Below are 21848 nucleotides of genomic sequence, written 5' to 3'. Positions count from 1 at the left end.
CGGGGTTGGGGGCGTGGCATGGAGCAGCTGGGACCGGGTGATCCACAGCAGATCGGGGCGTATCGGCTGCTGGCGCGGCTGGGCGCGGGCGGCATGGGGGACGTCTATCTCGCCCGGTCGGACCGGGGCCGTACCGTCGCGGTGAAACTCGTACGGCGGGAGTTGGCCGCGCAGGAGGAGTTCCGCGCCCGGTTCCGGCAGGAGGTGCAGGCCGCGCGGCAGGTCGGCGGGTTCTGGACGGCACCGGTGCTCGACGCGGACACCGAGGCCGACGTGCCCTGGGTCGCCACCGGCTATGTCGCCGGGCCCAGCCTCCAGCAGGTCGTCGGGCGGGACCACGGGGCGTTGCCCGAGCGGTCGGTCCGGATCCTGGCGGCGGGCCTCGCGCACGCGCTCAAGGACATCCACGCCGCGGGGATCGTGCACCGGGACCTCAAGCCGTCCAACGTGCTGGTCACCATCGACGGCCCGCGCGTCATCGACTTCGGGATCGCCCGCGCCCTGGAGACCGTGGACGAGACCGGGCTCACCCGCACCGGCGCGCTCGTCGGGTCACCGGGGTTCATGGCGCCCGAGCAGGTCCGCGGGGACCGGATCACGCCCGCGTGCGACGTGTTCTGCCTGGGCTCGGTGCTCGCCTACGCCGCGACCGGCACGCTGCCCTTCGGCTCCGTCGACAGCGGCGCGCACGCCGTGATGTTCCGGATCGCCCAGGAGGAGCCCGATCTGGAGGGCGTGCCCGAGGGGGTCGCCGACCTGGTGCGGGACTGTCTGCGCAAGGACCCCGGCGCCCGGCCGACGCTGGACCGCATCCTGGAGCGCACGGGCGCCGAGGACACCGTCTCCGGCGGCCGGTCCCGGGACCCGTGGCTGCCGAGCGCGCTGGTGGCACAGCTGGGCCGGCACGCCGTGCGGTTGCTGGACACGGAGGATCCGGAAGGCCCGAAGGGTCCCGAGGATCCGACAGGTCCGACAGGTTCGAAAGGTCCGGCAGGTCCGGAGGCTCCGGCAGGTCCGGCAGTGGTCGGGGGAGCGCAGGTCCCGGCGCGTGACGGCGCGCCCGGGGTACGGCCGGGCTCCGCCGGCGTTGGCCTTGGCGCTGGCGCTGGCGCTGGCGCTGGCGTCGGCGTGCCGGGTGCCGCCGAGCCGACCCCCGCGGCCTCCCCCGAACACGCCCCGGCCGCCCCACCGCCCTCGCCCGACCACCTCCCGACCATCTCGGCGCCCAGCCGCCCCGGCCCGACCCCGCCGCCGCCCCCGGCCCACCCGGCCTACGGCTCCCCGCAGCAGCACCCGCGTCCCCATCCCCAGCAGCCGGGGTACGGCTATCCGCAGGCCGGCCCGACTCCGCCGTACCACCCGACCCCGCCCTACGGCCCACCCCTGCCGTACCTCCCCGCGCCGCCGCCCGAAGAGCCGCGACGCAGCGGCCGTTCCACGGTGGCGCTGGTCCTCGTCGCGCTGGTCGTCGCGCTCGGGGCCGGCGGTTCGGTGTACGCCCTCATGAACGGCGGCGGGGACGACGACGCGCATGGCGCTCCGACGCCCGGCCCCACCACCACGACCCACTCCACGACCGACCCGGCCACCTCCGCGCCCCCGGACCCGACCGACTCGGCACCCCCGGACGGCGCGGTCCCGACCCGCTACCTGGGCACCTGGACCGCCTCCATCGACAACGCCACCGGCGAGAACTCCCGCCGACTGACCATCCGGCAGGGCGAGGTGGGCGACACGGTGCTCACCCTCGTAGCCGACGGCCCGGCCGGAACCGGCACCTACCACTGCGAGTTCACCGCCGCGCTCACCGAAGCCCCCGCCACGGACGGCCCGTTGCAGATCGGCCCCTCCACCGTGACCACAGCCGACCCCGCCACCTCCTGCTCCCCCGGCGAGCCCACCGAGATCACCCTCCTCCCGGACGGCCGACTGGAGCGGGTGAACACCAGCAGCGGGGAGAAGCTGACGTACACGAGACAGTGACCCCAGGCGCCCCCAGCCCGCCCGGCGCCGCAAGACAAAACCACCCACCGCAGCCGCCGCGAAGGCTGACGACGGCTGCGCGACCAGGGCCCGGCGGGGGCTGGTCGCGCAGTTCCCCGCGCCCCTAGGTGCCCCAGCCCGTCCGGCGTTCGAGGACGAGGTCTTGCCGTCCCGAACCCCCACCCACCCGCAGGGTGCTACGCCGGCCCAGGCATCCTCAGCCCGTCCGGCGTTTGAGGACGAGGCCCGAGGGCCGATCAGGGGGGTCTGGGGGCGCAGCACCCAGGGATGGGACGGGTAGGGGCGGCGGGGGCGAGAAACCCCTCAGCGAGGCTCCGGCGGCCGCTGTCGCGGCATGTTCGGCCGCGCCCCACCCCCCGGCGCCACCCCGAACCGCCCCGACCCCACCCCCACGTCCTGCCGCCCCGCACCACCCACGGCCGACTGGATCCCCAGGGGCGCGGACCCCGTCCGGAACTCCACCATCCAGTCCGCCGTCTCCGCCCGCACCAACTCCGCCACGTCCTCCGAGAACCGCCGCAACACCCCGAGACACCGCTCAGCCGCCTCACTCGCCGTCCCCTCGGCCGGCCCCAACACCTCCCGCACACTCTCCGTCGCCCAGTCGAACTGCAGCATCTGCAGCCGCCGCTGCACCGCCTGCGCCGTGGCGACATCCCTCATCCACCCGGACGTCACCCCGAAGCACCGGTCGACCGCCACACACGCCACCGCCACCAGCAACGCCAAATACCCCCACGGCGCCGCCCCGCGCGCGACCCCCGTCAGATCCAGCAGCGGCAACGCGGCCCCCACCACGGCCCCCACCGCCACCCCACCCCGCAGCGCCCACGCCCCCCGCCGCTTCCACACCCGCTCCGCGAGATACCACGCCGCGGTGTCCAGCGCCCCCCGCTCCACCCACCGGTACAGCTCGTGCAGCCGCACCGCGGGCTCCCCCCAGTCCCCGAGCGGAAACGACCGCCCCCGCAGATCGCCCGGCCCCAGCCCGGCCGTCCCTTCACCGCCCCGCCTGTCCTGCGGCGACCTGTCGGGCTGCATCTCCGGTTGACCCACCCGGCACTCCCTACTGATCACGGTGCGTGACCTCGCGTGCGACCCGGGTACGACCCCCGCGGCGCACGGAACGTCCCGCCACACCTGAGGCTGACGCGCCGGACCCTTCCTACCGCCCAATGGGTGGCGAAGAAATGCCTTTCGCCTCTTTTCCGCCCAGAAGAGGGTCTTGAGCAGGTCTTGGTCAGATATAGGACTCCAGTTCCTCTCACTCGAAAGAGTGCTGGGGCGACGGCCACGCCGACCACGTAGGCTCGTGCTGAACGGCAAAGCCGAGCGGAAACCCCGTGCAGAACCCGTCATACGCAAGGAGCTGATCGTGATCCCCGGTGGTGGCCAGCCCAACATGCAGCAGCTGCTCCAGCAGGCCCAGAAGATGCAGCAGGACCTGGCGAGGGCGCAGGAGGAACTGGCTCAGACGGAGGTCGAGGGCCAGGCGGGCGGCGGCCTGGTGAAGGCCACCGTGACGGGCTCCGGCGAACTCCGCGCACTGAAGATCGACCCGAAGGCGGTGGACCCGGAGGCCGCAACCGCTGAAGAGACGGTCGAGACCCTCGCCGACCTGGTCATCGCGGCCGTACAGGCGGCCAACGAGAACGCGCAGACGCTCCAGCAGCAGAAGCTGGGCCCGCTGGCCCAGGGCCTGGGCGGCGGCAGCGGCATCCCCGGTCTGCCGTTCTGACGTTCCGGGCGTTCCCCGCTTGTCTTTCTAAGAGGGGCCGCCGCCAACTACCGTACGTACCGTAAGGAACCCCAGGAAGGACGGCAGTCCGTTGTACGAAGGCGTGGTCCAGGACCTCATCGACGAGCTGGGTCGGCTGCCCGGCGTCGGTCCCAAGAGCGCGCAGCGGATCGCCTTCCACATCCTGCAGGCGGAACCGACGGACGTACGGCGTCTCGCCCAGGCCCTGATGGAGGTCAAGGCGAAGGTCCGCTTCTGCGCGACGTGCGGCAATGTGGCGCAGGAGGAACTGTGCAACATCTGCCGGGACACGCGCCGCGACCCGGCCGTCATCTGTGTGGTCGAGGAGCCGAAGGACGTCGTGGCGATCGAGCGGACCCGTGAGTTCCGCGGCCGTTACCACGTCCTCGGCGGCGCGATCAGCCCGATCGAGGGTGTCGGACCGGACGACCTGCGGATACGAGAACTTCTCGCGCGGTTGGCCGACGGGACGGTCACGGAGCTGATCCTGGCCACCGACCCGAACCTGGAGGGCGAGGCCACGGCCACGTACCTCGCACGCATGATCAAGCCCATGGGCCTGAAGGTCACCCGCCTGGCCAGCGGCCTCCCGGTGGGTGGCGACCTGGAATACGCGGACGAGGTCACCCTCGGCCGCGCCTTCGAGGGGAGACGACTCCTAGATGTCTGACGCCACGCTGCACGCGGCCGAGCCGGACCCGGACGACTTCGCGGTCCAGATCTCGGACCAGATCGAGAGCTTCCTGGTCGCCGTCACGGAGGTCGCGAAGGGCGACGAGCCGGGCTCGACCGTGCCCTTCCTCCTCCTGGAGGTCTCCCAACTCCTCCTGGCCGGAGGAAGGTTGGGCGCGCACGAGGACATCGTCCCCGACGAGCGCTACGAGCCCGATCTGGGCCCGGAGCTCGACGTCGACGAACTCCGTGAGAACCTCGCCCGCCTGCTGGACCCGGTGGACGTCTACTCGGAGGTCTTCGACCCCTACGAGCCCCGCAAGGCCCCGGTCCCGGCCCGGATCTCCGACGACCTGGCCGATGTCATGGCCGACCTCCGCCACGGCATGGCCCACTACCGCGCCGGCCGCACCACGGAGGCCCTGTGGTGGTGGCAGTTCTCGTACTTCTCCAACTGGGGCACGACGGCCTCCGCGACCCTGCGCGCCCTGCACTCGGTCCTGGCCCACATCCGCCTGAACCAGCCCCTGGAGGAGCTGGACGGCCTGGACACGGACCAGGGCATGATGGGCGACGAGACGCTGGAGTTCGAGGCGGGCAAGGTCATGGCGGAGGAGATCGGCGGCCCGCTGGGTATGCGGCCCGCCCAGCGGCGGTAGCGCGGGCCCGTCGGCCCGTCGGTCCCTCCGCTCGTCGGACCTGTCAGATACGTACGGCCGTGCCGGTCACTCCGATGCCCGTGTCCGGCTCCGCCGGTACCGTCACCGTGATCGTGCTCGGCCTGCCCATGTCCGCGCCCTGATGGATCGTCAGGGTGGCGGGCGGGGTGAGGAGTCGCAGCTCCCGCAGATAGCCGCCGAACGCGGCCGCCGCCGCTCCCGTGGCCGGGTCCTCGACCACGCCGCCGGGCGGGAACGGGTTGCGGGCGTGGAACACCGTGGCGGACTCCCGCCAGACCAGGTCGACGGTGGTCCAGTCCTCGCGGGCCATGAGGGCGCCGAGCGCGGCCATGTCGTAGTCCAGGTCGGCCAGTCGCTCCCGCGTCGAGGCGGCGAGGACCGGGTGCCGGGCCCCGGCGAAGGCGACCCGCGGCGGCAGCGCCGGGTCCAGGTCGTCCGCGGACCAGCCCAGGATCGCCAGCAGTTCGGCCAGGTCGGCCTCGCCGAGCGGCGTCGTGCTCGGCGCGACGCTCACCAGGGTGGCCACCACGGCGCCCTGCGCGGTCCGGTCGGTGGTGACGGTGACCGGGCCGGCCTGGGTGCGCAGCAGCAGCCGGCCCGTGCCGTGCCGTTCCGCGTAGGCGACGGCCGTGGCGATCGTCGCGTGGCCGCAGAACGGCACCTCGGCGAGCGGGCTGAAGTACCGGATGCCCAGGGTGCCGTCCTCGCCGGCCGGGACGACGAACGCCGACTCCGAGTAGCCGAGGTCGGCGGCCGTCGCGAGCATCGTGGCGTCGTCGACCCCGGTCGCGTCGAGCACCACGCCTGCCGGGTTGCCTCCGGCGGGGTCACTGCTGAAGGCCACATAGCGCAGGATCTCCATCCCGGGACCGTAGCCGTGCGGGTCGCTCGGGGGGTGCGGGAGGGGCGGAAGGTGACGCGGGTTACAGAAGAGGGCTTCTGAAGTGGCGTAATGCGCGGGCGTTCTGGCCGGTCTCACAGGCACATCCGCACCACGGCCGCCCCTAGGGCCGGTGCCCCCGCCCTCTCGAAATCGGAGCCCGCCCATGCACGTCACCCTGGAGCAGCCGACCGGCATCCGGCTGGTCACCGCCGCGGACAAGGACATCGCGATACCGGCCACCCTCCGGTACACCTCGGCCGACCCGCTGGCCGTGCACATCGACTTCCCGCCCCATGTCACGCTCGACGGCGAGGGCACGACCTGGACGTTCGCCCGGGTGCTGCTGGGCGAGGGGCTGCGGGGGCCCGCCGGGCTGGGGACGGTGCGGGTGCGGCCGTGCGGGGCGGCGCACACGTACGTGGAGTACCACTCGCCGGTCGGGCCGGCCGTGCTGCGGTTCGCCACCTCGGACCTGGTCCGCTTCCTGGCCCGCACCTACACCGTGATCGCGCCCGGCGAGGAGACCGTGGGGGCCGAACTGGACCACGGGCTGGCGGCGTTGTTCGGTGGACGGGTGTGATGTGGGGTTTCCGGGGAGCCCCTCACCCGGTACGGCTGAACTGCTTCATGATGGGCTCATGGCGACTCGGTCGAAGGCGTTGGTGTGGACGGGAGTCGGGCTCTGCGTCGCAGGGGCCGTGGGACTGATCGTCGGCGGGGTGCTGAACGTCGACGCCGCGGACCCCTGGGCGAGCGTGGCCGGGGGAGCGGCGGGGCTGATCGGGCTGGCGGTGACGCTGTACGCCCTCCTCGGAGCGGCGACCCCTGCCACCCCTCCCGCGCCTCCCGCGTCCTCCGTGACGGCGAGCGGTGCGCGGTCGGTCGCCGCGGGCGGGAGTATCGGGGCCGTGGCGACGGGCGACGGCGCCACGGCCGGGCCGGCGCCGACGATGCCCGCCCCGCCGTCCCGGCCGGCGAGCGGTCCCGTCACCGCCGCCGGGGAGCGGTCCGTCGCGGCCGGGGGTGACATCGGTTCGGTGTCGACGGGGGACGACGCGTGAGCGGGGGCACGGAGGCCTCCGGTGAGCGTGCGATCGCCACGGCCGGCGCGATCCGGCAGGCGCTCACCGGGGACGGCGTCGTCGCGCACTACGTGGAGACGTCCCTGACGCTGCCGCCGCAGGCGCTGGAGCTGCCGCCAAAGGCTCCGCCGAACCTGGTCAACCTGCCCGAGCGGGCCGGCCTGTTCATCGGCCGGGAGCGGGAACTCGCCCGGCTGGACGCCGCGTTCGAGGAAGCGGGCGGTGTCGTCGTGCAGGCCGTGCACGGCCTCGGCGGCATCGGGAAGTCGACGCTGGCGGCGAAGTGGGCCACGGGGCGGACGGGGGCGTACAACCCCGTGTGGTGGATCACCGCCGAGACGCCGGACGACGTCCGGGCCGGGCTGGCCGACCTGGCCGTGGCACTCCAGCCCGCCCTACGGGACGCGCTGTCGCCGCAGGCGCGCTGCGAACGGGCCGTGCGGTGGCTCGCGGAGCACGAGGGCTGGCTGCTGGTGCTGGACAACGTCACCGACCCGGCGGACGTACGGCAGCTGCTGGGGCGGACGACCGGCGGCCGCTTCCTGATCACCACGCGGCGGGCCTCGGGGTGGCACGGAATCGCCGAGCCGCTCTCGCTCGACGTGCTGGAACTGTCCCAGGCGGTCGAGCTGTTCGAGCGGATCCACGGCGGCCCGGCCGAGGGCGTCGAGGAACTCTGCGCCGAGCTGGGATGTCTGCCGCTGGCCGTGGAACAGGCGGCGGCGTACTGCGCCGAGGCGCGGATCACGCCGGCCGCCTACGCGGAGTTGCTCGCGCGCAGTCCCGAGCGGGTCTTCGCGAGCGGCGCCGAGGGCGCGGACGGCGCGCAGACCGTCGCCCGGGTGTGGCGGGTGACCATGGACCGGCTGGCGGACACGCCGGTCGCGGAGCGCATCCTGCGCGTCATCGCGTGGTGGGCGCCGGACGGGATCCCCCGGACGTACCTCGACCCGCTGGCCGACGCGGCGGACGTCACGGAGGCACTGCGGCGGCTCGCCGCGCACAGCATGGTCAGCCTGCGCGAGGACGGGACCGTCTCGGTGCACCGGCTGGTGCAGGCGGTGGCGCGGGCGGGGGAAGGGGCCGAGGAGGCCTACGACGAGGCCGCCCGGCTGCTGGTGGTGCAGGGACTGCCCTGTGAGGACGACGTCGTCTGGATCGGGCATGTGGCGAACCTGGTCGGGTACTTCGACATGGGCAGAGTGCCGCCGGAGATCTGGGCTCTGGTGCCCATGTACTTCGGCGATCACGCGCCGTCGCACGACGAGGCCGTCGGGATGTACGAACGGGCGCTGGAACGCGCCGAAGGAGCGCTCAGACCGCAGAGCCGTATCACGCCGGCCGTCCGTCGTCGGCTCGCGGAGCGCTGCTGGGCGGCGGGTGACCACGACCGTGCGGCACGGCTGCTGTCCAAGAACCTGACCGCGAGCATGGTCGTGTTCGGACGCAAGGCGCCGGAGACGATCGAGACGGGTACGGCTCTGGCCCGGTTGAAGCTGCAACGAGGGGATCTGGGCGGCGGACTTTCCCAGGCCAGGGTCAGTGCCCAGCACGCCGAGCGCACCCTCGGGGAGGGCTCGGCGGAGGCCCTGCGGGCCCACGCGGTCATCGCCGAGGGATGGCGGCTGAAGGCGCTGGCGAAGCCCAGGCGTTCCGCCAGGACGGCGGTCACCGAGATCGAGCGGCTGCTGGAGAAGGCCGTACGGGCCCAGGGCGACGCCGGCGAGGCGGCCCTGCACCTCATGTGGACGCTCGGCGAGGTCCGCGAGACGGCGGGCGACCTCGCCGGGGCGATCCGGGTGACCGAGGAGTATCTGCACAGGCGTCCCGTTCCGGACGACGTCGTGGACGCCCAGGGGCTGTCGGCGCGGGAGCGGCTCGACGGGCTGCGCAGGAAGGCGGGGACGCCGGACGGGGCGTAGTCGACCGGTCGCCCGGCGTGAATTGGGGACGTGCTGGCCCCGCCCTGGATCCGCCTTGTACGGGCCCTAACCGGTGCCACGCGAATCTGGAGTCACCTCCACCGCAGAGAACACGGAAAGCGGAGGGGGACGACCCAACCGATCGCACAGCACCGGGAGTTCGCGATGACCCGTCGTTCCATAAGCAAGCGCGTGGCCGTCGTCACCGCAGCCGCTCTCGTCGCCGTCGGCACCTTCGCCGCGGGCGGCGCCGTCGCCGGGCCGGAGAAGTCGGCGAAGAAGCCCACCAAGAAGCAGGCGGCCGCCCTGTTCGACGAGTGGAACGCGGCGCTGCAGACCCGGGACCCGGAGACGGTCGCCGACCTCTACTGGGACGACGCGGTCCTGCTGCCCACCCTCTCCAACCAGGTCCGGGCCGACCGCGAGAGCCGCGTCGACTACTTCGAGCACTTCCTGGCGAACAAGCCGGTCGGCAAGAAGATCGATACGCACATCAACGTCCTCGACTCGGACTCCGTGCTGGACGCGGGTACCTACCAGTTCGCGCTCACCGACCACGACACCGGCGAGAAGAGCGTCGCCAAGGCCCGCTACACCTACGAGTGGGAGAAGCGGGACGGCGAGTGGAAGATCGTCAACCACCACTCCTCGTTGATGCCCGAAGGCTGATCCGCACGGACAGCCCGCCCCCGGGAGCGTCCCCCAGGGCCACCGTCCCGCCGTCGTCGGTCACGAGCTGCTTGACGACGGCGAGGCCGAGGCCGGAGCCGCCCTTCCCGGTCAGGCCCTGGCCGCGCCAGAAGCGGTCGAAGGCGCGGGACTTCTCCGCGTCCGACATACCGGGTCCCTGGTCGTTCACCGACAGGGTCACCTCCTCGCCCCTCGGCTCCACCCGGACGGTGATCGTGCCGCCGTCCGGTGACACCTCCAGGGCGTTCGAGAACACGTTGTCCAGCACCTGCTCCAGTTGACCGGGGCTGGTCAGCACAAGCAGCCGGCCGTCGGCACTCCCCCTGAGCGTGATGGTGACTCCACGCTCGTCGGCGGCCGGCCTCCACACGTCCAGCCTCTCCCGCACGATGTCCAGCAGCGGCAGCGGCTCCGCGACCGTCACCTTCGCCTCGGCCCGCGCCAGCACCAGCAGGCCGTTGACCAGGCGGCTCATCCGGACCACCTCGGCCGTCGCCTGCGCCACGTCCTCCTTGACGAACTCGTCGTCCACGCCGTCGGCGATGTTGTCCAGCGACAGCCGCAACGCGGTGAGAGGGGTACGGAGTTGATGCGAGGCGTCGGCCACGAAGATGCGCTGCGCGGCGATCAGCGTGTCCAGGCGCTCGCCCGCCTGGTTGAGCGTACGGGCGAGGGTCTGTGTCTCCCGCGGGCCCGTCACGGGGGAGCGGGCCGTCAGGTCGCCGTCGCTGAACCGGCTCGCGGTGTCGTTGAGCTGGCGCAGCGGGCGGGTGAGCCGACGGGCCACGCCCGCGCCGACGACGGCGGCGACCGCGAGGACGACCACCGCGAGGCCGGCGCGGAAACCCCAGATCGTCCACAGCCGCTTGGTCAGTTCGTTGGTCTGGTACACGATGCGTACGGCGCCGGTGACCGGGCCCTGGTTACGGCCGTCGTGGTCCCTCATGCTCTCCCGGGCGGCCACCGTGATCGTCAGCTCCGGGCCCCAGATGAAGGACGAGCCCCAGTCGGTCGTGGGCTCGCCCGTCCTCAGTGTCCTGGCCAGGTCCGCGTCCTGCTGCGGGCTGCGCAGATTCGTTTCGCAGCCCTCGGTCACCTCGACCTCGCCGGGTGTCTCGCCCTCGAACGCGTCTGCCATCTCCTGCAGGGCCGCACACGACGGAGGGTTCCCGTTGCCGAGCAGCAGGGCCATGGTCTCGGCCTCGCGCCGGACGGAAGCGGCCGTGTCGGTCCGCAACTGGTCGGTGAGCGAGAAGGCCACAGGCACGGTGAACACGGCGATGGCGCCGGCGACCAGCGCGACGTAACTGCGGGTGAGCTGGCGGATCATGACGGGCCGCCACCGCTGTCGCCCGTGCCGGCCCGGTCACCCTTGACGATCTCCAGCCGGAACCCGACCCCGCGCACAGCCTCGATGGTGATCGCCCCGGCCAGCTTCCGCCGCAGCGCCGCCACGTGGACGTCCAGCGTCTTCGTCGGGCCGAACCAGTTGGCGTCCCAGACCGCCTCCATGATCTGCTCGCGCGACATCAGCGCCCCGGGCTCCTCGGTGAGGAAGGCCAGCAGGTCGTACTCCTTGGGCGCGAGGGCCACCTCCTCGCCGTTCAGCCGGACGCGGGCCGCCTTGCGGTCGATGGTGAGGCGGTCGCCGTAGCGGTCGGGGCCGGCCTCGGCGGCGGGGGCCGTACGGGGTTGCATGCGGCGCATGACCGCTCGTATCCGCGCGATGACCTCGCGGACCCCGAACGGCTTGGAGACGTAGTCGTCGGCGCCGAGCTCCAGCCCGACCACCCGGTCCGTCTCGTCGCTGCGCGCGCTGATCACGATGATCGGCACGTCACCGCGCTCCCGCAGCGTCTTGCAGACGTCGAGACCGTCGGTGTCGGGCAGGCCGAGATCGAGCAGTACGACGTCGTAGGGCTCGGCGTGGCTGAGCGCCGCGGCGCCCGTGGTGACCCAGGCCACCTCGAAGCCGTAGCGCAGCAGTCCGCGCCGGAGCGACTCGGCGACCGGTTCGTCGTCTTCCACCAGAAGTACGCGCACAGGCGAACCATAGTGGTTGAACTTTAAGGCGACCGGACGCCGAGCCTGTGAACAGGCGATATGCGGCTAAATCGACCGCCGCTTGCCTGCTGACCCGGCTACCACATGACCGGAAGCCGCTCCGGGATCCGCTTCATGAAGCCGGTCCGCCACACCAGCTGCTCGATCGGCACCGCGAGCCGCAGCCCGGGCAGCCGCTCCAACAGGGTCTCCAGGGCGATCTCGGCGTGCTTGCGGCCGAGGGCGGTGGCGGGGCAGTAGTGACGGCCGCCGCCGAAGGAGAGGTGGGCGGTGGCGTTCTCACGGGCGAGGTCGACGGTGTGGGGGTCCGGGAAGGCCTCCGGGTCGAAGTTGGCGCCCTCGACGAGGACCAGGACCAGGTCGCCCGCCTTCACCTCCACCTCTCCGAGGAGCACGTCCTGCGTCGCCAGCCTCGGCAGGCCGTCCCCGATGGAGAGGTTGATCCGCAGGAGCTCGTCCACGGCGGCCGGGATCTTTCCGGGGTCCGCGGTCAGCTCGGCCTGGAGGTCCGGGTGCTGGATGAGGGAGACCAGCGCCATGGTCAGGAAGCCCGAGGTGGAGATGACGCCCGCCCCGAACATCGTCACCCCGACCGTCGCGAGCATCTCGTCGGTGAGATGGCCGTACTCGGGGTCCGCGCGCAGGGCGGCCAACTCGGCCATGAGGCCCGTCGTCGCCGGGTCGTCGAGCCGCTCGGCCATGTATGCGATGTCCCGGTCCCAGTTGAGCCGGGCGCCCGCGACGGGACAGGCCGAGTTCATGAACGCGATGTCCAGGCTCCGCATCAGGCCGGGCGCGTCCTGCTGCGGGATGCCGAGGATCCGGCAGTGCATGCCCGCCGAGTACGGGTCGGCGAAGCCGCCGCGCAGGTCCGCCGGGGCGCCCTCGCGGAGCAGCCCGTCGACGAGTTCGGCGGCGTAGGAGCGCATCCACTCCGCGAGGCCCGGGCTCTTCGGGTTCAGCGCCTTCAGGACGGCCTTGCGCAGTCCGGCGCCGGTGATGTTCCCCATGTTGTTGACGACCTCGGGCGGGATCGTCAGCGCGTACTGGCGGGGCACACCCGGGGCCGAGGTGTCCTTCAGGCTGAAGCGCGGGTCCTCCAGGACCTGCTTGCACAGGTCGTACGACGACACGAGCCAGGCCTCGTCGCCGGCGATGGTACGGACCCGGCGCACCGGGGTGCGGGTGCGCAACTCCTCGACCTCACCCGGGAGTTGGTCGCCGCGCCAGGAGAACGGGAAGTCGATGGGCGTGAGCGTGTCAGTGGACATCGGTGTCCGGTCCCTCCGTGTCGGTTCCCGCGGCCGGCGTCACGATGGCGTGGCCCTGGTTGCGGGAGGCGCGCAGACCGGCGCCGCGGGAGTAGAGCAACTCGGCCATCGGCAGGAGCTGGTGGTAGCAGTTGAGGGAGGACGGGACGCCGAGGATGGCGGGGGTGTCCAGGAAGAGGGGGGCCTCGGCGCAGACGTAGGCGAGGCACACCTCGCGCTGGGCGGCGCTCGCGCGTTGGGACTTGCCGGCGAGGAAGGAGTCGACGAGCTTCTCGCAGGTCGTGCGGAACTCGTCGTCGGTGGCGAGGCGGGCCTGGAGACGGTCGTGGATCTCGCGGTAGGCCGGGTTGCCGCGGAAGTCGGACATGGCGTGGGCGCGCAGGCGGGTGCCGGCCGGGTCGACGGCCTGGACGGCGCCCAGCACCTTGGCCCGGACGCCGCGCAGGTTCTTCACCGCCTTGCGGCGCGCGTCGTCGGGCGGATAGCCGGACGCCGCGTACATCTCGGCCACGTACAGGTCCGTGTAGACGAAGTCGACCCGCTCGAAGAGGGCGAGGCCCCAGCGTGCGAGGTCGTGGACGCGGGGGGCGGAGAAGTAGCTGTTGCCCGGTGAGACGCCGATGACGGCGTGGTCGCCGGCGACCCGGATGACCTCGCAGTGGGGCGTGAAGGGCTGGATCGTGAAAAGGCCGGCCGGGGAATCCGTACCGGCTCGCGTGACGTGCTGGATCTCTGAAGCGGTCACAGTCGTCAAAGGAGGAGAATCCTTCGCGTCGCGAGTCCCGATGGAGCCTTGTGCTCCTGGTGTGGCGACGACGACGCGAAGTTAGCGGTCGACTACGGAGAGCGTCAATGGCCGATTTCGCGCGGCGGGGCACGCGGGCCGCGCCGGGGCGGGTTCGGCCTGCGTCGACCCGAGTGACCTGCACCACTAAACCGATTGCCCCACCCCCGACCGGGCAGACACCACCCCGAGCGCCCGAATCTCACCATCTGGGAACCCCAAGGTCGTTTTCGGACGCTCGGTAAACTGAGCCGACACACACGGACTGAGCGAGGAGCGCACGTGGGCCTTGTCGTGCAGAAGTACGGAGGCTCCTCCGTAGCCGATGCCGAGGGCATCAAGCGCGTCGCCAAGCGGATCGTGGAAGCCAAGAAGAACGGCCACCAGGTGGTCGCCGTGGTTTCCGCGATGGGCGACACGACGGACGAGCTGATCGATCTCGCCGAGCAGGTTTCCCCGATGCCTGCCGGGCGCGAGCTCGACATGCTGCTGACCGCGGGAGAGCGGATCTCCATGGCCCTGCTGGCCATGGCGATCAAAAACCTGGGCCACTCGGCCCAGTCGTTCACCGGCAGCCAGGCAGGTGTCATCACCGACTCGGTCCACAACAAAGCCCGGATCATCGATGTCACCCCGGGCCGGATCCGCACCTCCGTCGACGAGGGCAACATCGCCATCGTCGCCGGGTTCCAGGGCGTGAGCCAGGACTCGAAGGACATCACCACCCTGGGGCGCGGCGGGTCGGACACCACCGCCGTAGCGCTGGCCGCCGCCCTCGACGCCGAGGTGTGCGAGATCTACACCGACGTCGACGGCGTGTTCACCGCCGACCCGCGCGTGGTCAAGAAGGCGAAGAAGATCGACTGGATCGCCTTCGAGGACATGCTGGAGCTGGCGGCGTCCGGCTCGAAGGTGCTGCTCCACCGCTGTGTGGAGTACGCCCGTCGTTACAACATCCCGATCCACGTCCGGTCCAGCTTCAGCGGACTGCAGGGCACCTGGGTCAGCAGCGAGCCGATCGAGCAAGGGGACAAGCAGGTGGAGCAGGCCATCATCTCCGGTGTCGCGCACGACACCTCCGAGGCCAAGGTCACGGTCGTCGGTGTGCCGGACAAGCCGGGCGAGGCCGCCGCGATCTTCCGCGCGATCTCCGACGCCGAGATCAACATCGACATGATCGTGCAGAACGTGTCCGCCGCGTCCACCGGTCTGACGGACATCTCCTTCACGCTGCCGAAGTCCGAGGGCCGCAAGGCCATCGACGCCCTGGAGAAGAACAAGGGCGGCATCGGCTTCGACTCGCTGCGCTACGACGACCAGATCGGCAAGATCTCCCTGGTCGGCGCCGGTATGAAGACCAACCCGGGCGTCACGGCCGACTTCTTCAAGGCCCTGTCCGACGCGGGCGTGAACATCGAGCTGATCTCGACCTCCGAGATCCGCATCTCCGTCGTCACCCGCGCCGACGACGTCAACGAGGCCGTCCGCGCCGTGCACTCCGCCTTCGGCCTCGACTCCGACAGCGACGAGGCCGTGGTCTACGGAGGCACCGGGCGATGACTCACCGCCCGACGCTCGCGGTCGTGGGTGCGACCGGAGCCGTCGGCTCGGTCATGCTCCAGATCCTGTCCCAGCGCGCGGACATCTGGGGTGAGATCCGTCTGATCGCCTCCCCGCGCTCGGCCGGCCGCAAGCTGGCCGTGCGCGGGGAGGAGGTCGAGGTGGTGGCGCTCACCGAGGAGGCCTTCGCCGGGGTCGACGTCGCGATGTTCGACGTGCCCGACGAGGTGGCCGCCCGCTGGGCGCCGATCGCCGCAGCCAAGGGCGCGGTGGTGGTGGACAACTCGGGCGCCTTCCGTATGGACCGGGAGGTGCCCCTCGTCGTCCCCGAGGTCAATCCGCACGCGGTCCGGATGCGGCCGCGCGGGATCGTCGCCAACCCCAACTGCACGACACTGTCGATGATCGTGGCGCTGGGCGCGCTGCACGCCGAGTTCGGGCTGCGCTCCCTGGTGGTCTCCTCGTACCAGGCGGTGAGCGGGGCCGGGCGGGCCGGCGTGGAGACGCTGCGCCGGCAGATGTCCCTGGTCGCCGGTACGGAACTGGGCACCTACCCCGGTGACGTACGGCGTGCCGTGGGCGACGACACCGGGCCGTTCCCGGAGCCCGTCGCGCTGAACGTGGTGCCGTGGGCCGGGTCGCTGCGCGAGGACGGCTGGTCGTCGGAGGAGATGAAGGTGCGGGACGAGTCCCGCAAGATCCTCGGGCTGCCCCAGCTGCCGGTCGCGGTGACCTGTGTCCGGGTGCCGGTGCTGACCGGGCACTCGCTGACCGTGCACGCCCGCTTCGAGGGCGAGGTCACGGTCGCCAAGGCGCGCGAGATCCTGGCCACCGCGCCGGGGGTCGTGTTGTACGACGACCCGGACGCCGGCGAGTTCCCGACGCCCGCCGACGTGGTGGGCACGGACCCGACCTGGGTCGGCCGGGTGCGGCGCGCGCTGGACGATCCGACGGCGCTCGAACTCTTCGTCTGCGGCGACAACCTGCGCAAGGGCGCCGCCCTCAACACCGCGCAGATCGCGGAGCTGGTGGCGGCGGAGTTGCGGTGAGGGCCCGGGGGTGCCGGAAATCCCCTGGGCACGGACGGATTCGTTTGTAGGATCTGTGTGAAAAGTGTGAGCCGATCGATGGTCCGGACCACTTGAACCGGACACCGTCGGCAGTTGAAGATTTTCCTCCCCGCTCTGCAACCGCTTGCAGGGCGGGGAGCGTCTTTGCGGTCGCCTTCAGGGGACGTGAGGACGCGTTTTTCTGGCGTGGGGACGCCGAATGGGCAGAGCGTGGGGACGCTCTGGCCATCTGGGACATAAGGGAAGAGCGGGTAGGCATGTGGGCGTTTGACGCACGGTCAGCTGTGCTGCCTGGCGAGAGAGTCACAGTCGCGGTGGCCGGAGGGCCGACTGTCGCGACTGACGCAAAAGTGACGTCCGGCACGTACAACCCTCTCGGGGGGACGCGTGTCCAACAGGCGTGGCAGAGGTACTCGACTTCACTGCGGCAGCCCGCGGCACGGCCCTACGGCCGCCCCGCCGGCCCGTCCGACCCCGCATGCCCGGTGCGCCCGGCGGCATGCCGGTGATCGCGCCCATGCCCGCAGCGCGGCCCGCCCGCATACCCAGTCAGCGTGACGGTGCCGAGGCCGACAACGCCGCGGCGGCCGGCACGACCGTCGACCACCTCACCGAGACCTACCGGGCCCACTACCGCTCGCTGCTGGGTCTCGCGGCGCTCCTCCTCGACGACACCGCCTCCTGCGAGGACGTCGTCCAGGAGGCGTTCATCCGCGTCCACTCCGCGCGCAAGCGCGTCCGGGACCCGGAGAAGACGCTGGCGTACCTCCGCCAGACCGTCGTCAATCTCTCCCGCTCCGCCCTGCGCCGCCGCATACTCGGCCTGAAGCTGCTGTCCAAGCCGATGCCCGACATGGCGAGCGCGGAGGAGGGGGCGTACGACCAGCTGGAGCGGGACTCCCTCATCAAGGCGATGAAGGGTCTCCAGCGCCGTCAGCGCGAGGTCCTGGTCCTCCGGTACTTCGCGGACATGACCGAGGCCCAGGTCGCCGAGACGCTCGGCATCTCACTGGGCTCGGTGAAGGCGTACGGCTCGCGTGGCATCGCCGCGCTGCGGGTCGCCATGGAGGCGCCGGCATGAGCGGGGACCATGACGAGCGGCCGGACAAGCAACAGCCGAAGCAATCGCACGCTGGGAACGGAACTGTGAACCACGGCCCCGACGACCAGGGCCCCGAGGGGTTCGACTCGGACGAGCTGGCACTGCGCCGCATACTGCACCACGCGGTCGAGGAGATCGAGCCGCGCGAGGGCACGCTGGACCATCTGCGGCGGGCGGTCCCCGCACGGCGGGCGCGCAAACGGCAGGCGCTCGTCGGCGCGGCGGCCGCGGTGCTGTTCGTCGGCACCGCCGTCCCCGCCCTGGTGCACGTCTCCAACTCCACCGGCTCCAACGTCAACTCGTCGAACGCCGGCCATGGCGAGCAGGCGCAGGGCGGCTCCGGGCAGGGCAAGGAGACGGAGGGCGGCGAGAGCACCTCCGGCGGCACCTCGGGCAAGGCCGAGGACAAGGGCAAGGGGAACGAGAAGGACGAGGGCAAGGGCACCGGTACCGGCACCGGTCCGGGTGCCGGCTCCGGAAGTCCCACCGACCCCTTGGCGACCCCGGCCGGCGTCGCCGTCTGCACCGCCGAGCAGCTCGGCACCTCCGGTGGCACCACCGACCTCCCGGACTCCTCCGGTACGGTCTACGGCACGTTCACCTTCAGCAACGTCTCCACCGCCGACTGCACGGTGAGCGGCCCCGGTTCGGTGGCCCTGACCGCGGGCGGAGCGGCGGACGGCTCGAAGATCTCCCAGGCCCGGCATGCCGCCGGGGACGCGGCGGTCAGCCTGCCCGACCCGTCCCAGGAACTCACCGCCCTCGTCCTCAAGCCCGGCGCCTCCTACCAGGTCAAGTTCGCCTGGGTCCCGTCGGAGACCTGCCCCACCACGGGCACGAACAACGGCGGCGGCACGGGCGGCCCCGACCCGTCACCCACCCCGACCCCGACCGAGAACACCACCGGCACCACGGAGGGCACCTCCACGGGCGGCGACACCGGTACCTCCACCCAGCTGATGACGGAGGACACCACCGCCGACGGCAGCGTCACCATCTCCCTCACCCCGGAGGCGGGAGCGCCCACGACCTCGGTGGTCGTGTCCAACGCGTGCGCGGGCGTCGTGTACTGGACGGGCGTGCTCCAGACGGTGTGAGGGCGCGCCCGGCGGCGCCCGGCGCCGCGCCGAGGCCCCTGCCCTGACCCGCGCTCAGGCGTTGGCCTTCTCCTGCGCCGCCGGATCCTCGCTGGGCTCCCCGTCCGGCAGCAGCCCCAGCTCCGCGTCCCGCAGGGACTCCACCTCGCGGCGGAGCAGACGGAACCACATGAAGACCACGAAGCCGGCGAAGACGAACCACTCGCCGGTGTAGCCGAGGTTCTGGAACGCCTTCAGGTCGAGGCCGGTGTCGCTGGCGGCGGCCGCCGGGACCGGCTTCATGCCCGAGTCGGCCTTGTCGAGGGTGATCCAGGCGTCGTACACGTCGTACGGCACCAGGTTCACCAGCGTCGCCGCGCTGATCGCCCCCGTCTGGCCGGAGGGCAGTCCGCCGCGGGCCGGCACGCCGTTCTCACCGGGCACCTCGGATGCCTGGAGCGCGCCGGTGACGGTGACCTCGCCGGTCGGTGCGGCGGGCGCCTCGGCGCGGTCGGCGTCGCCCGGCAGCCAGCCCCGCACCACCGGCAGGGCCTTGCCCGCGTCGGTGTGCAGCAGCGTCAGGACGTAGTAGCCCTGCCGGTCGTCCAGCTCCCGGCCCGGCACGAGCAACTGCTTGCCGTACCGTCCGCTCGCGGTGACCTGCCTGCCGGAGGTCGCCTTGTCCACCGGCAGCAGCTCGGCGAGCGGCCGGGCCGCCTCGTGCTCGGCCTTCTCGGCCAGCTCACCGGCGGTGCGATGATCCTGCACCCGCGCCTCGAACCGGCTCAGCTGCCACGACCCCATGAACACGCAGAACGGGATGGCGAGCAGCACGAAGACGTTGATCCCCCACCAACGGGGCGTCAGCAGAAACCGGTACACGCCCTCAACGGTACGGGGCTCCTGCGGAGGGCTGGGCTGCGGGGTCGTGGAGACGGAGCCTGGCCGCCGGCAGCTGCGCCGGCCCAGGCACCTCCAGCCCGTCCGGCGTTTGAGGACGAGGCGTCCCCGTCCCGAGCCCTTACTCACGTGCTGGGTGCTACGCCGGCCCAGGCGCTTCCAGCCCGTCCGGCGTTCGAGGACGAGCCTCCGCCGTCCCGAGCCCCCACCCACCCGCAGGGGCTGCGCCGGCCCAGGCACCTCCAGCCCGTCCGGCGTTTGAGGACGAGGCCCGGAGGGCCGATGGCGGGGGTCTGGGGGCGGAGCCCCGAGGGATGGGACGGGTAGGGGCGGCGGGGGCGGAGAACGCATGGCCGCGGAGTTATCCACAGGCTGGGGGCCTCGCCAGCGGATTGTCGGCGGGGCCAGGCACTATGGGGCCATGACTGAGAGCCACGGGCCCGATTCGGGGGATCACCACATGCAGGACAAGGCCATCGCGGACAAGGACATGCCGGACTGGGAGAAGCGCTTCCGGGCGCCCCGGGTGTCACTGCCCGACTGGGCGGAGGACGCCCCGGACCGCTCCTTGTTCGTGTCGAACGCCACAGGGACGTACGAGCTGTACGCCTGGGACCGCGCGACGGGCGAGCAGCGCCAGGTGACCGACCGGCAGAACGGCACGACGGACGGCGTGCTCTCCCCGGACGGCGCGTGGATCTGGTGGTTCGACGACAAGGACGGCGACGAGTTCGGCGTGTGGCGCCGCCAGCCCTTCACCGGCGGCGAGGACGAGCTCGCGGCGCCCGGCCTCGACCCCTCCTACCCGGCCGGCCTCGCCCTGGGCCGGGACGGCCGTACGGCGATCGTGGGCCGCTCGACGGACGAGGACGGCACGACGATCCATGTGGCCCGCGTCGGCGAGCCCCCGGCGGAGATCTACCGGCACCGCGAGTCCGCAGGGGTCGGCGACCTCTCGCACGACGGCACGCTGATCGCCGTCGAGCACACCGAGCACGGCGACGCGATGCACTCGGCGCTGCGCGTCCTGCGCCTCGACGGCAGCGCGGTCGCCGAGCTCGACGACACCAAGGGCGGCACCGAGGAACTGGGCCTGGAGGTCCTCGGCTTCGCCCCGGTGACGGGTGACGCGCGGCTGCTCATCGGGCATCAGCGGCGCGGCCGCTGGGAGCCGCTGGTGTGGGACGTGGCGACGGGGGAGGAGACGGACCTCGCGCTGGAGCTGCCGGGTGACGTCAGCGCGGAGTGGTATCCGGACGGGACAGGGCTGCTGATCGCCCACAGCTTCGAGGCCCGCAGCGAGCTGTTCCGCTACGACCTGGCGCGGCGCGAGCTGGTGCGCGTCCCGACCCCGCCCGGGTCCGTGTCGGGGGCTACGGCCCGCCCGGACGGCAGCGTGGAGTACCTGTGGTCGTCGGCGGCGGAGCCGTCGGCGGTGCGCTCGACGACGGGGCGGGTGGTGCTGGATCCGCCCGGCCTGAAGTCCCCCGGCTCGGTCGCGGTGGAGGACGTGTGGGTGGAGGGCCCGGGCGGCCGCATCCACGCGCTGGTGCAGCGGCCGGCCGGCGCCGAGGGCCCGCTGCCGACCGTGTTCGACATCCACGGCGGCCCGACCTGGCACGACAGCGACTCCTTCGCGGCCGGCCCGGCGGCCTGGGTGGACCACGGGTACGCGGTGGTGCGGGTCAACTACCGCGGCTCGACGGGCTACGGGCGCGCGTGGACGGACGCGCTCAAGCACCGGGTCGGCCTGATCGAGCTGGAGGACATCGCGGCGGTCCGGGAATGGGCGGTGACGTCCGGCCTGGCCGACCCGTCCCGGCTGATCCTGACCGGCGGTTCCTGGGGCGGCTATCTCACCCTGCTCGGCCTCGGCACCCAGCCGGACGCGTGGACGCTGGGCATCGCGGCGGTCCCGGTCGCCGACTACGTCACCGCGTACCACGACGAGATGGAGGCGCTGAAGGCCATGGACCGCACCCTCCTCGGCGGCACCCCCGAGGAGGTCCCGGAGCGCTTCGAGGCGTCGTCCCCGCTGACCTACGTCGACCAGGTGAAGGCCCCGGTCTACATCTCGGCGGGCGTGAACGACCCGCGCTGCCCGATCCGCCAGGTCGACAACTACGTGAAGCGCCTGGAGGCGCGCGGCGCGGTCCACGAGGTGTACCGGTACGACGCGGGGCACGGTTCGCTGGTGGTGGACGAGCGGATCAAGCAGGTGAGACTGGAACTGGACTTCGCGGAGCGGCACTTGGCGGGTGGGGTCCCGAGGTAGGACGGATACGGTCGTGCGGCGGCGCGCAGTTGTTGCCTCGTCGCACGAACGCCC

The 21848-nt window shown here is 72.2% G+C and carries 20 protein-coding genes; 13 read left to right on the top strand and 7 right to left on the bottom strand.

Annotation, left to right across the window (positions count from 1 at the left end):
- Positions 1-18 precede the first annotated feature (18 nt).
- Positions 19-1983 (top strand): protein kinase, encoded by a 1965-nt coding sequence (locus tag ACFZBP_RS06860; RefSeq protein WP_391410643.1) that lies wholly within the window; start codon positions 19-21, stop codon positions 1981-1983.
- Positions 1984-2307: 324 nt separating this feature from the next.
- Here ACFZBP_RS06860 and ACFZBP_RS06855 read toward each other — a convergent pair whose 3' ends face one another.
- Entirely contained in the window at positions 2308-3060 is a 753-nt protein-coding gene (locus ACFZBP_RS06855) for an SLATT domain-containing protein (RefSeq protein WP_391410641.1), read from the bottom strand.
- Positions 3061-3379: 319 nt separating this feature from the next.
- On the opposite strand from ACFZBP_RS06855, the gene ACFZBP_RS06850 reads away from it, so the two are divergent.
- From ACFZBP_RS06850 to ACFZBP_RS06840, 3 genes are all read left to right on the top strand, one after another.
- The gene (locus ACFZBP_RS06850) at positions 3380-3742 is read left to right on the top strand and encodes a YbaB/EbfC family nucleoid-associated protein (RefSeq protein WP_391410639.1); all 363 of its coding nucleotides are present in this window, start codon (positions 3380-3382) and stop codon (positions 3740-3742) included.
- A 91-nt stretch (positions 3743-3833) separates the two neighbouring features.
- Positions 3834-4433 (top strand): recombination mediator RecR, encoded by a 600-nt coding sequence (gene recR / locus ACFZBP_RS06845; protein WP_030053254.1) that lies wholly within the window; start codon positions 3834-3836, stop codon positions 4431-4433.
- Complete coding sequence (locus ACFZBP_RS06840; RefSeq protein WP_383449375.1) at positions 4426-5094, top strand: DUF5063 domain-containing protein; 669 nt, start codon at positions 4426-4428, stop codon at positions 5092-5094. The genes recR and ACFZBP_RS06840 overlap by 8 nt, the downstream gene beginning before the upstream one ends.
- A 43-nt stretch (positions 5095-5137) precedes the next feature.
- On the opposite strand, the gene ACFZBP_RS06835 is transcribed toward ACFZBP_RS06840, so the two are convergent.
- Positions 5138-5977 carry a PhzF family phenazine biosynthesis isomerase gene (locus ACFZBP_RS06835; RefSeq protein ID WP_391410636.1) on the bottom strand — a complete coding sequence of 280 codons (840 nt, stop codon included), beginning with the start codon at positions 5975-5977 and terminating at the stop codon, positions 5138-5140.
- A 184-nt stretch (positions 5978-6161) separates the two neighbouring features.
- Between ACFZBP_RS06835 and ACFZBP_RS06830 the strand changes: the two genes are divergently transcribed.
- From ACFZBP_RS06830 to ACFZBP_RS06815, 4 genes are all read left to right on the top strand, one after another.
- Positions 6162-6578 (top strand): SsgA family sporulation/cell division regulator, encoded by a 417-nt coding sequence (locus tag ACFZBP_RS06830; RefSeq protein WP_383449377.1) that lies wholly within the window; start codon positions 6162-6164, stop codon positions 6576-6578.
- Positions 6579-6636: 58 nt separating this feature from the next.
- Positions 6637-7059 (top strand): hypothetical protein, encoded by a 423-nt coding sequence (locus tag ACFZBP_RS06825; RefSeq protein WP_391410633.1) that lies wholly within the window; start codon positions 6637-6639, stop codon positions 7057-7059.
- Positions 7056-9002 carry an NB-ARC domain-containing protein gene (locus ACFZBP_RS06820; protein ID WP_391410631.1) on the top strand — a complete coding sequence of 649 codons (1947 nt, stop codon included), beginning with the start codon at positions 7056-7058 and terminating at the stop codon, positions 9000-9002. Before ACFZBP_RS06825 ends, ACFZBP_RS06820 begins: the two co-directional genes overlap by 4 nt.
- A 165-nt stretch (positions 9003-9167) precedes the next feature.
- A complete protein-coding gene (locus ACFZBP_RS06815; RefSeq protein ID WP_391410629.1) occupies positions 9168-9671 on the top strand; it encodes an SgcJ/EcaC family oxidoreductase in 504 nt (167 codons plus the stop codon).
- Here ACFZBP_RS06815 and ACFZBP_RS06810 read toward each other — a convergent pair.
- The 4 genes from ACFZBP_RS06810 to ACFZBP_RS06795 form a co-directional block, all read right to left on the bottom strand.
- Positions 9637-11022 (bottom strand): ATP-binding protein, encoded by a 1386-nt coding sequence (locus tag ACFZBP_RS06810; RefSeq protein WP_391410627.1) that lies wholly within the window; start codon positions 11020-11022, stop codon positions 9637-9639. The two genes, ACFZBP_RS06815 and ACFZBP_RS06810, sit on opposite strands and share 35 nt — an antisense overlap.
- On the bottom strand, positions 11019-11735 hold the full coding sequence (locus ACFZBP_RS06805; protein WP_391410625.1) for a response regulator: 717 nt from the start codon (positions 11733-11735) through the stop codon (positions 11019-11021). Before ACFZBP_RS06805 ends, ACFZBP_RS06810 begins: the two co-directional genes overlap by 4 nt.
- A gap of 98 nt (positions 11736-11833) precedes the next feature.
- Complete coding sequence (locus tag ACFZBP_RS06800; protein ID WP_391410623.1) at positions 11834-13027, bottom strand: cytochrome P450; 1194 nt, start codon at positions 13025-13027, stop codon at positions 11834-11836.
- Entirely contained in the window at positions 13017-13772 is a 756-nt protein-coding gene (locus tag ACFZBP_RS06795; RefSeq protein WP_391411592.1) for a tRNA-dependent cyclodipeptide synthase, read from the bottom strand. Before ACFZBP_RS06795 ends, ACFZBP_RS06800 begins: the two co-directional genes overlap by 11 nt.
- 321 nt (positions 13773-14093) lie before the next feature.
- Between ACFZBP_RS06795 and ACFZBP_RS06790 the strand changes: the two genes are divergently transcribed.
- The 4 genes from ACFZBP_RS06790 (at position 14094) to ACFZBP_RS06775 (ending at position 18640) form a co-directional block, all read left to right on the top strand.
- Positions 14094-15371: an aspartate kinase gene (locus ACFZBP_RS06790; protein ID WP_383449384.1), complete on the top strand. Its 1278-nt coding sequence runs from the start codon at positions 14094-14096 to the stop codon at positions 15369-15371.
- Positions 15368-16420: an aspartate-semialdehyde dehydrogenase gene (locus tag ACFZBP_RS06785; protein ID WP_391410620.1), complete on the top strand. Its 1053-nt coding sequence runs from the start codon at positions 15368-15370 to the stop codon at positions 16418-16420. The genes ACFZBP_RS06790 and ACFZBP_RS06785 overlap by 4 nt, the downstream gene beginning before the upstream one ends.
- A 421-nt stretch (positions 16421-16841) precedes the next feature.
- The gene (locus tag ACFZBP_RS06780; protein WP_383449386.1) at positions 16842-17522 is read left to right on the top strand and encodes a SigE family RNA polymerase sigma factor; all 681 of its coding nucleotides are present in this window, start codon (positions 16842-16844) and stop codon (positions 17520-17522) included.
- Positions 17523-17587: 65 nt separating this feature from the next.
- The gene (locus tag ACFZBP_RS06775) at positions 17588-18640 is read left to right on the top strand and encodes a hypothetical protein (RefSeq protein WP_383449539.1); all 1053 of its coding nucleotides are present in this window, start codon (positions 17588-17590) and stop codon (positions 18638-18640) included.
- A 54-nt stretch (positions 18641-18694) separates the two neighbouring features.
- On the opposite strand, the gene ACFZBP_RS06770 is transcribed toward ACFZBP_RS06775, so the two are convergent.
- The gene (locus tag ACFZBP_RS06770) at positions 18695-19501 is read right to left on the bottom strand and encodes an SURF1 family cytochrome oxidase biogenesis protein (protein ID WP_391410617.1); all 807 of its coding nucleotides are present in this window, start codon (positions 19499-19501) and stop codon (positions 18695-18697) included.
- 439 nt (positions 19502-19940) lie between these two features.
- Here ACFZBP_RS06770 and ACFZBP_RS06765 point away from each other — a divergent pair, with 439 nt between their 5' ends.
- The gene (locus tag ACFZBP_RS06765; protein ID WP_391410615.1) at positions 19941-21794 is read left to right on the top strand and encodes a prolyl oligopeptidase family serine peptidase; all 1854 of its coding nucleotides are present in this window, start codon (positions 19941-19943) and stop codon (positions 21792-21794) included.
- The last annotated feature ends 54 nt before the right edge of the window (positions 21795-21848 follow it).

This window comes from Streptomyces sp. NPDC008086 (genome assembly GCF_042957325.1).
GTDB lineage: Bacteria > Actinomycetota > Actinomycetes > Streptomycetales > Streptomycetaceae > Streptomyces.
This window is presented reverse-complemented; position numbering and strand designations above follow the sequence as displayed.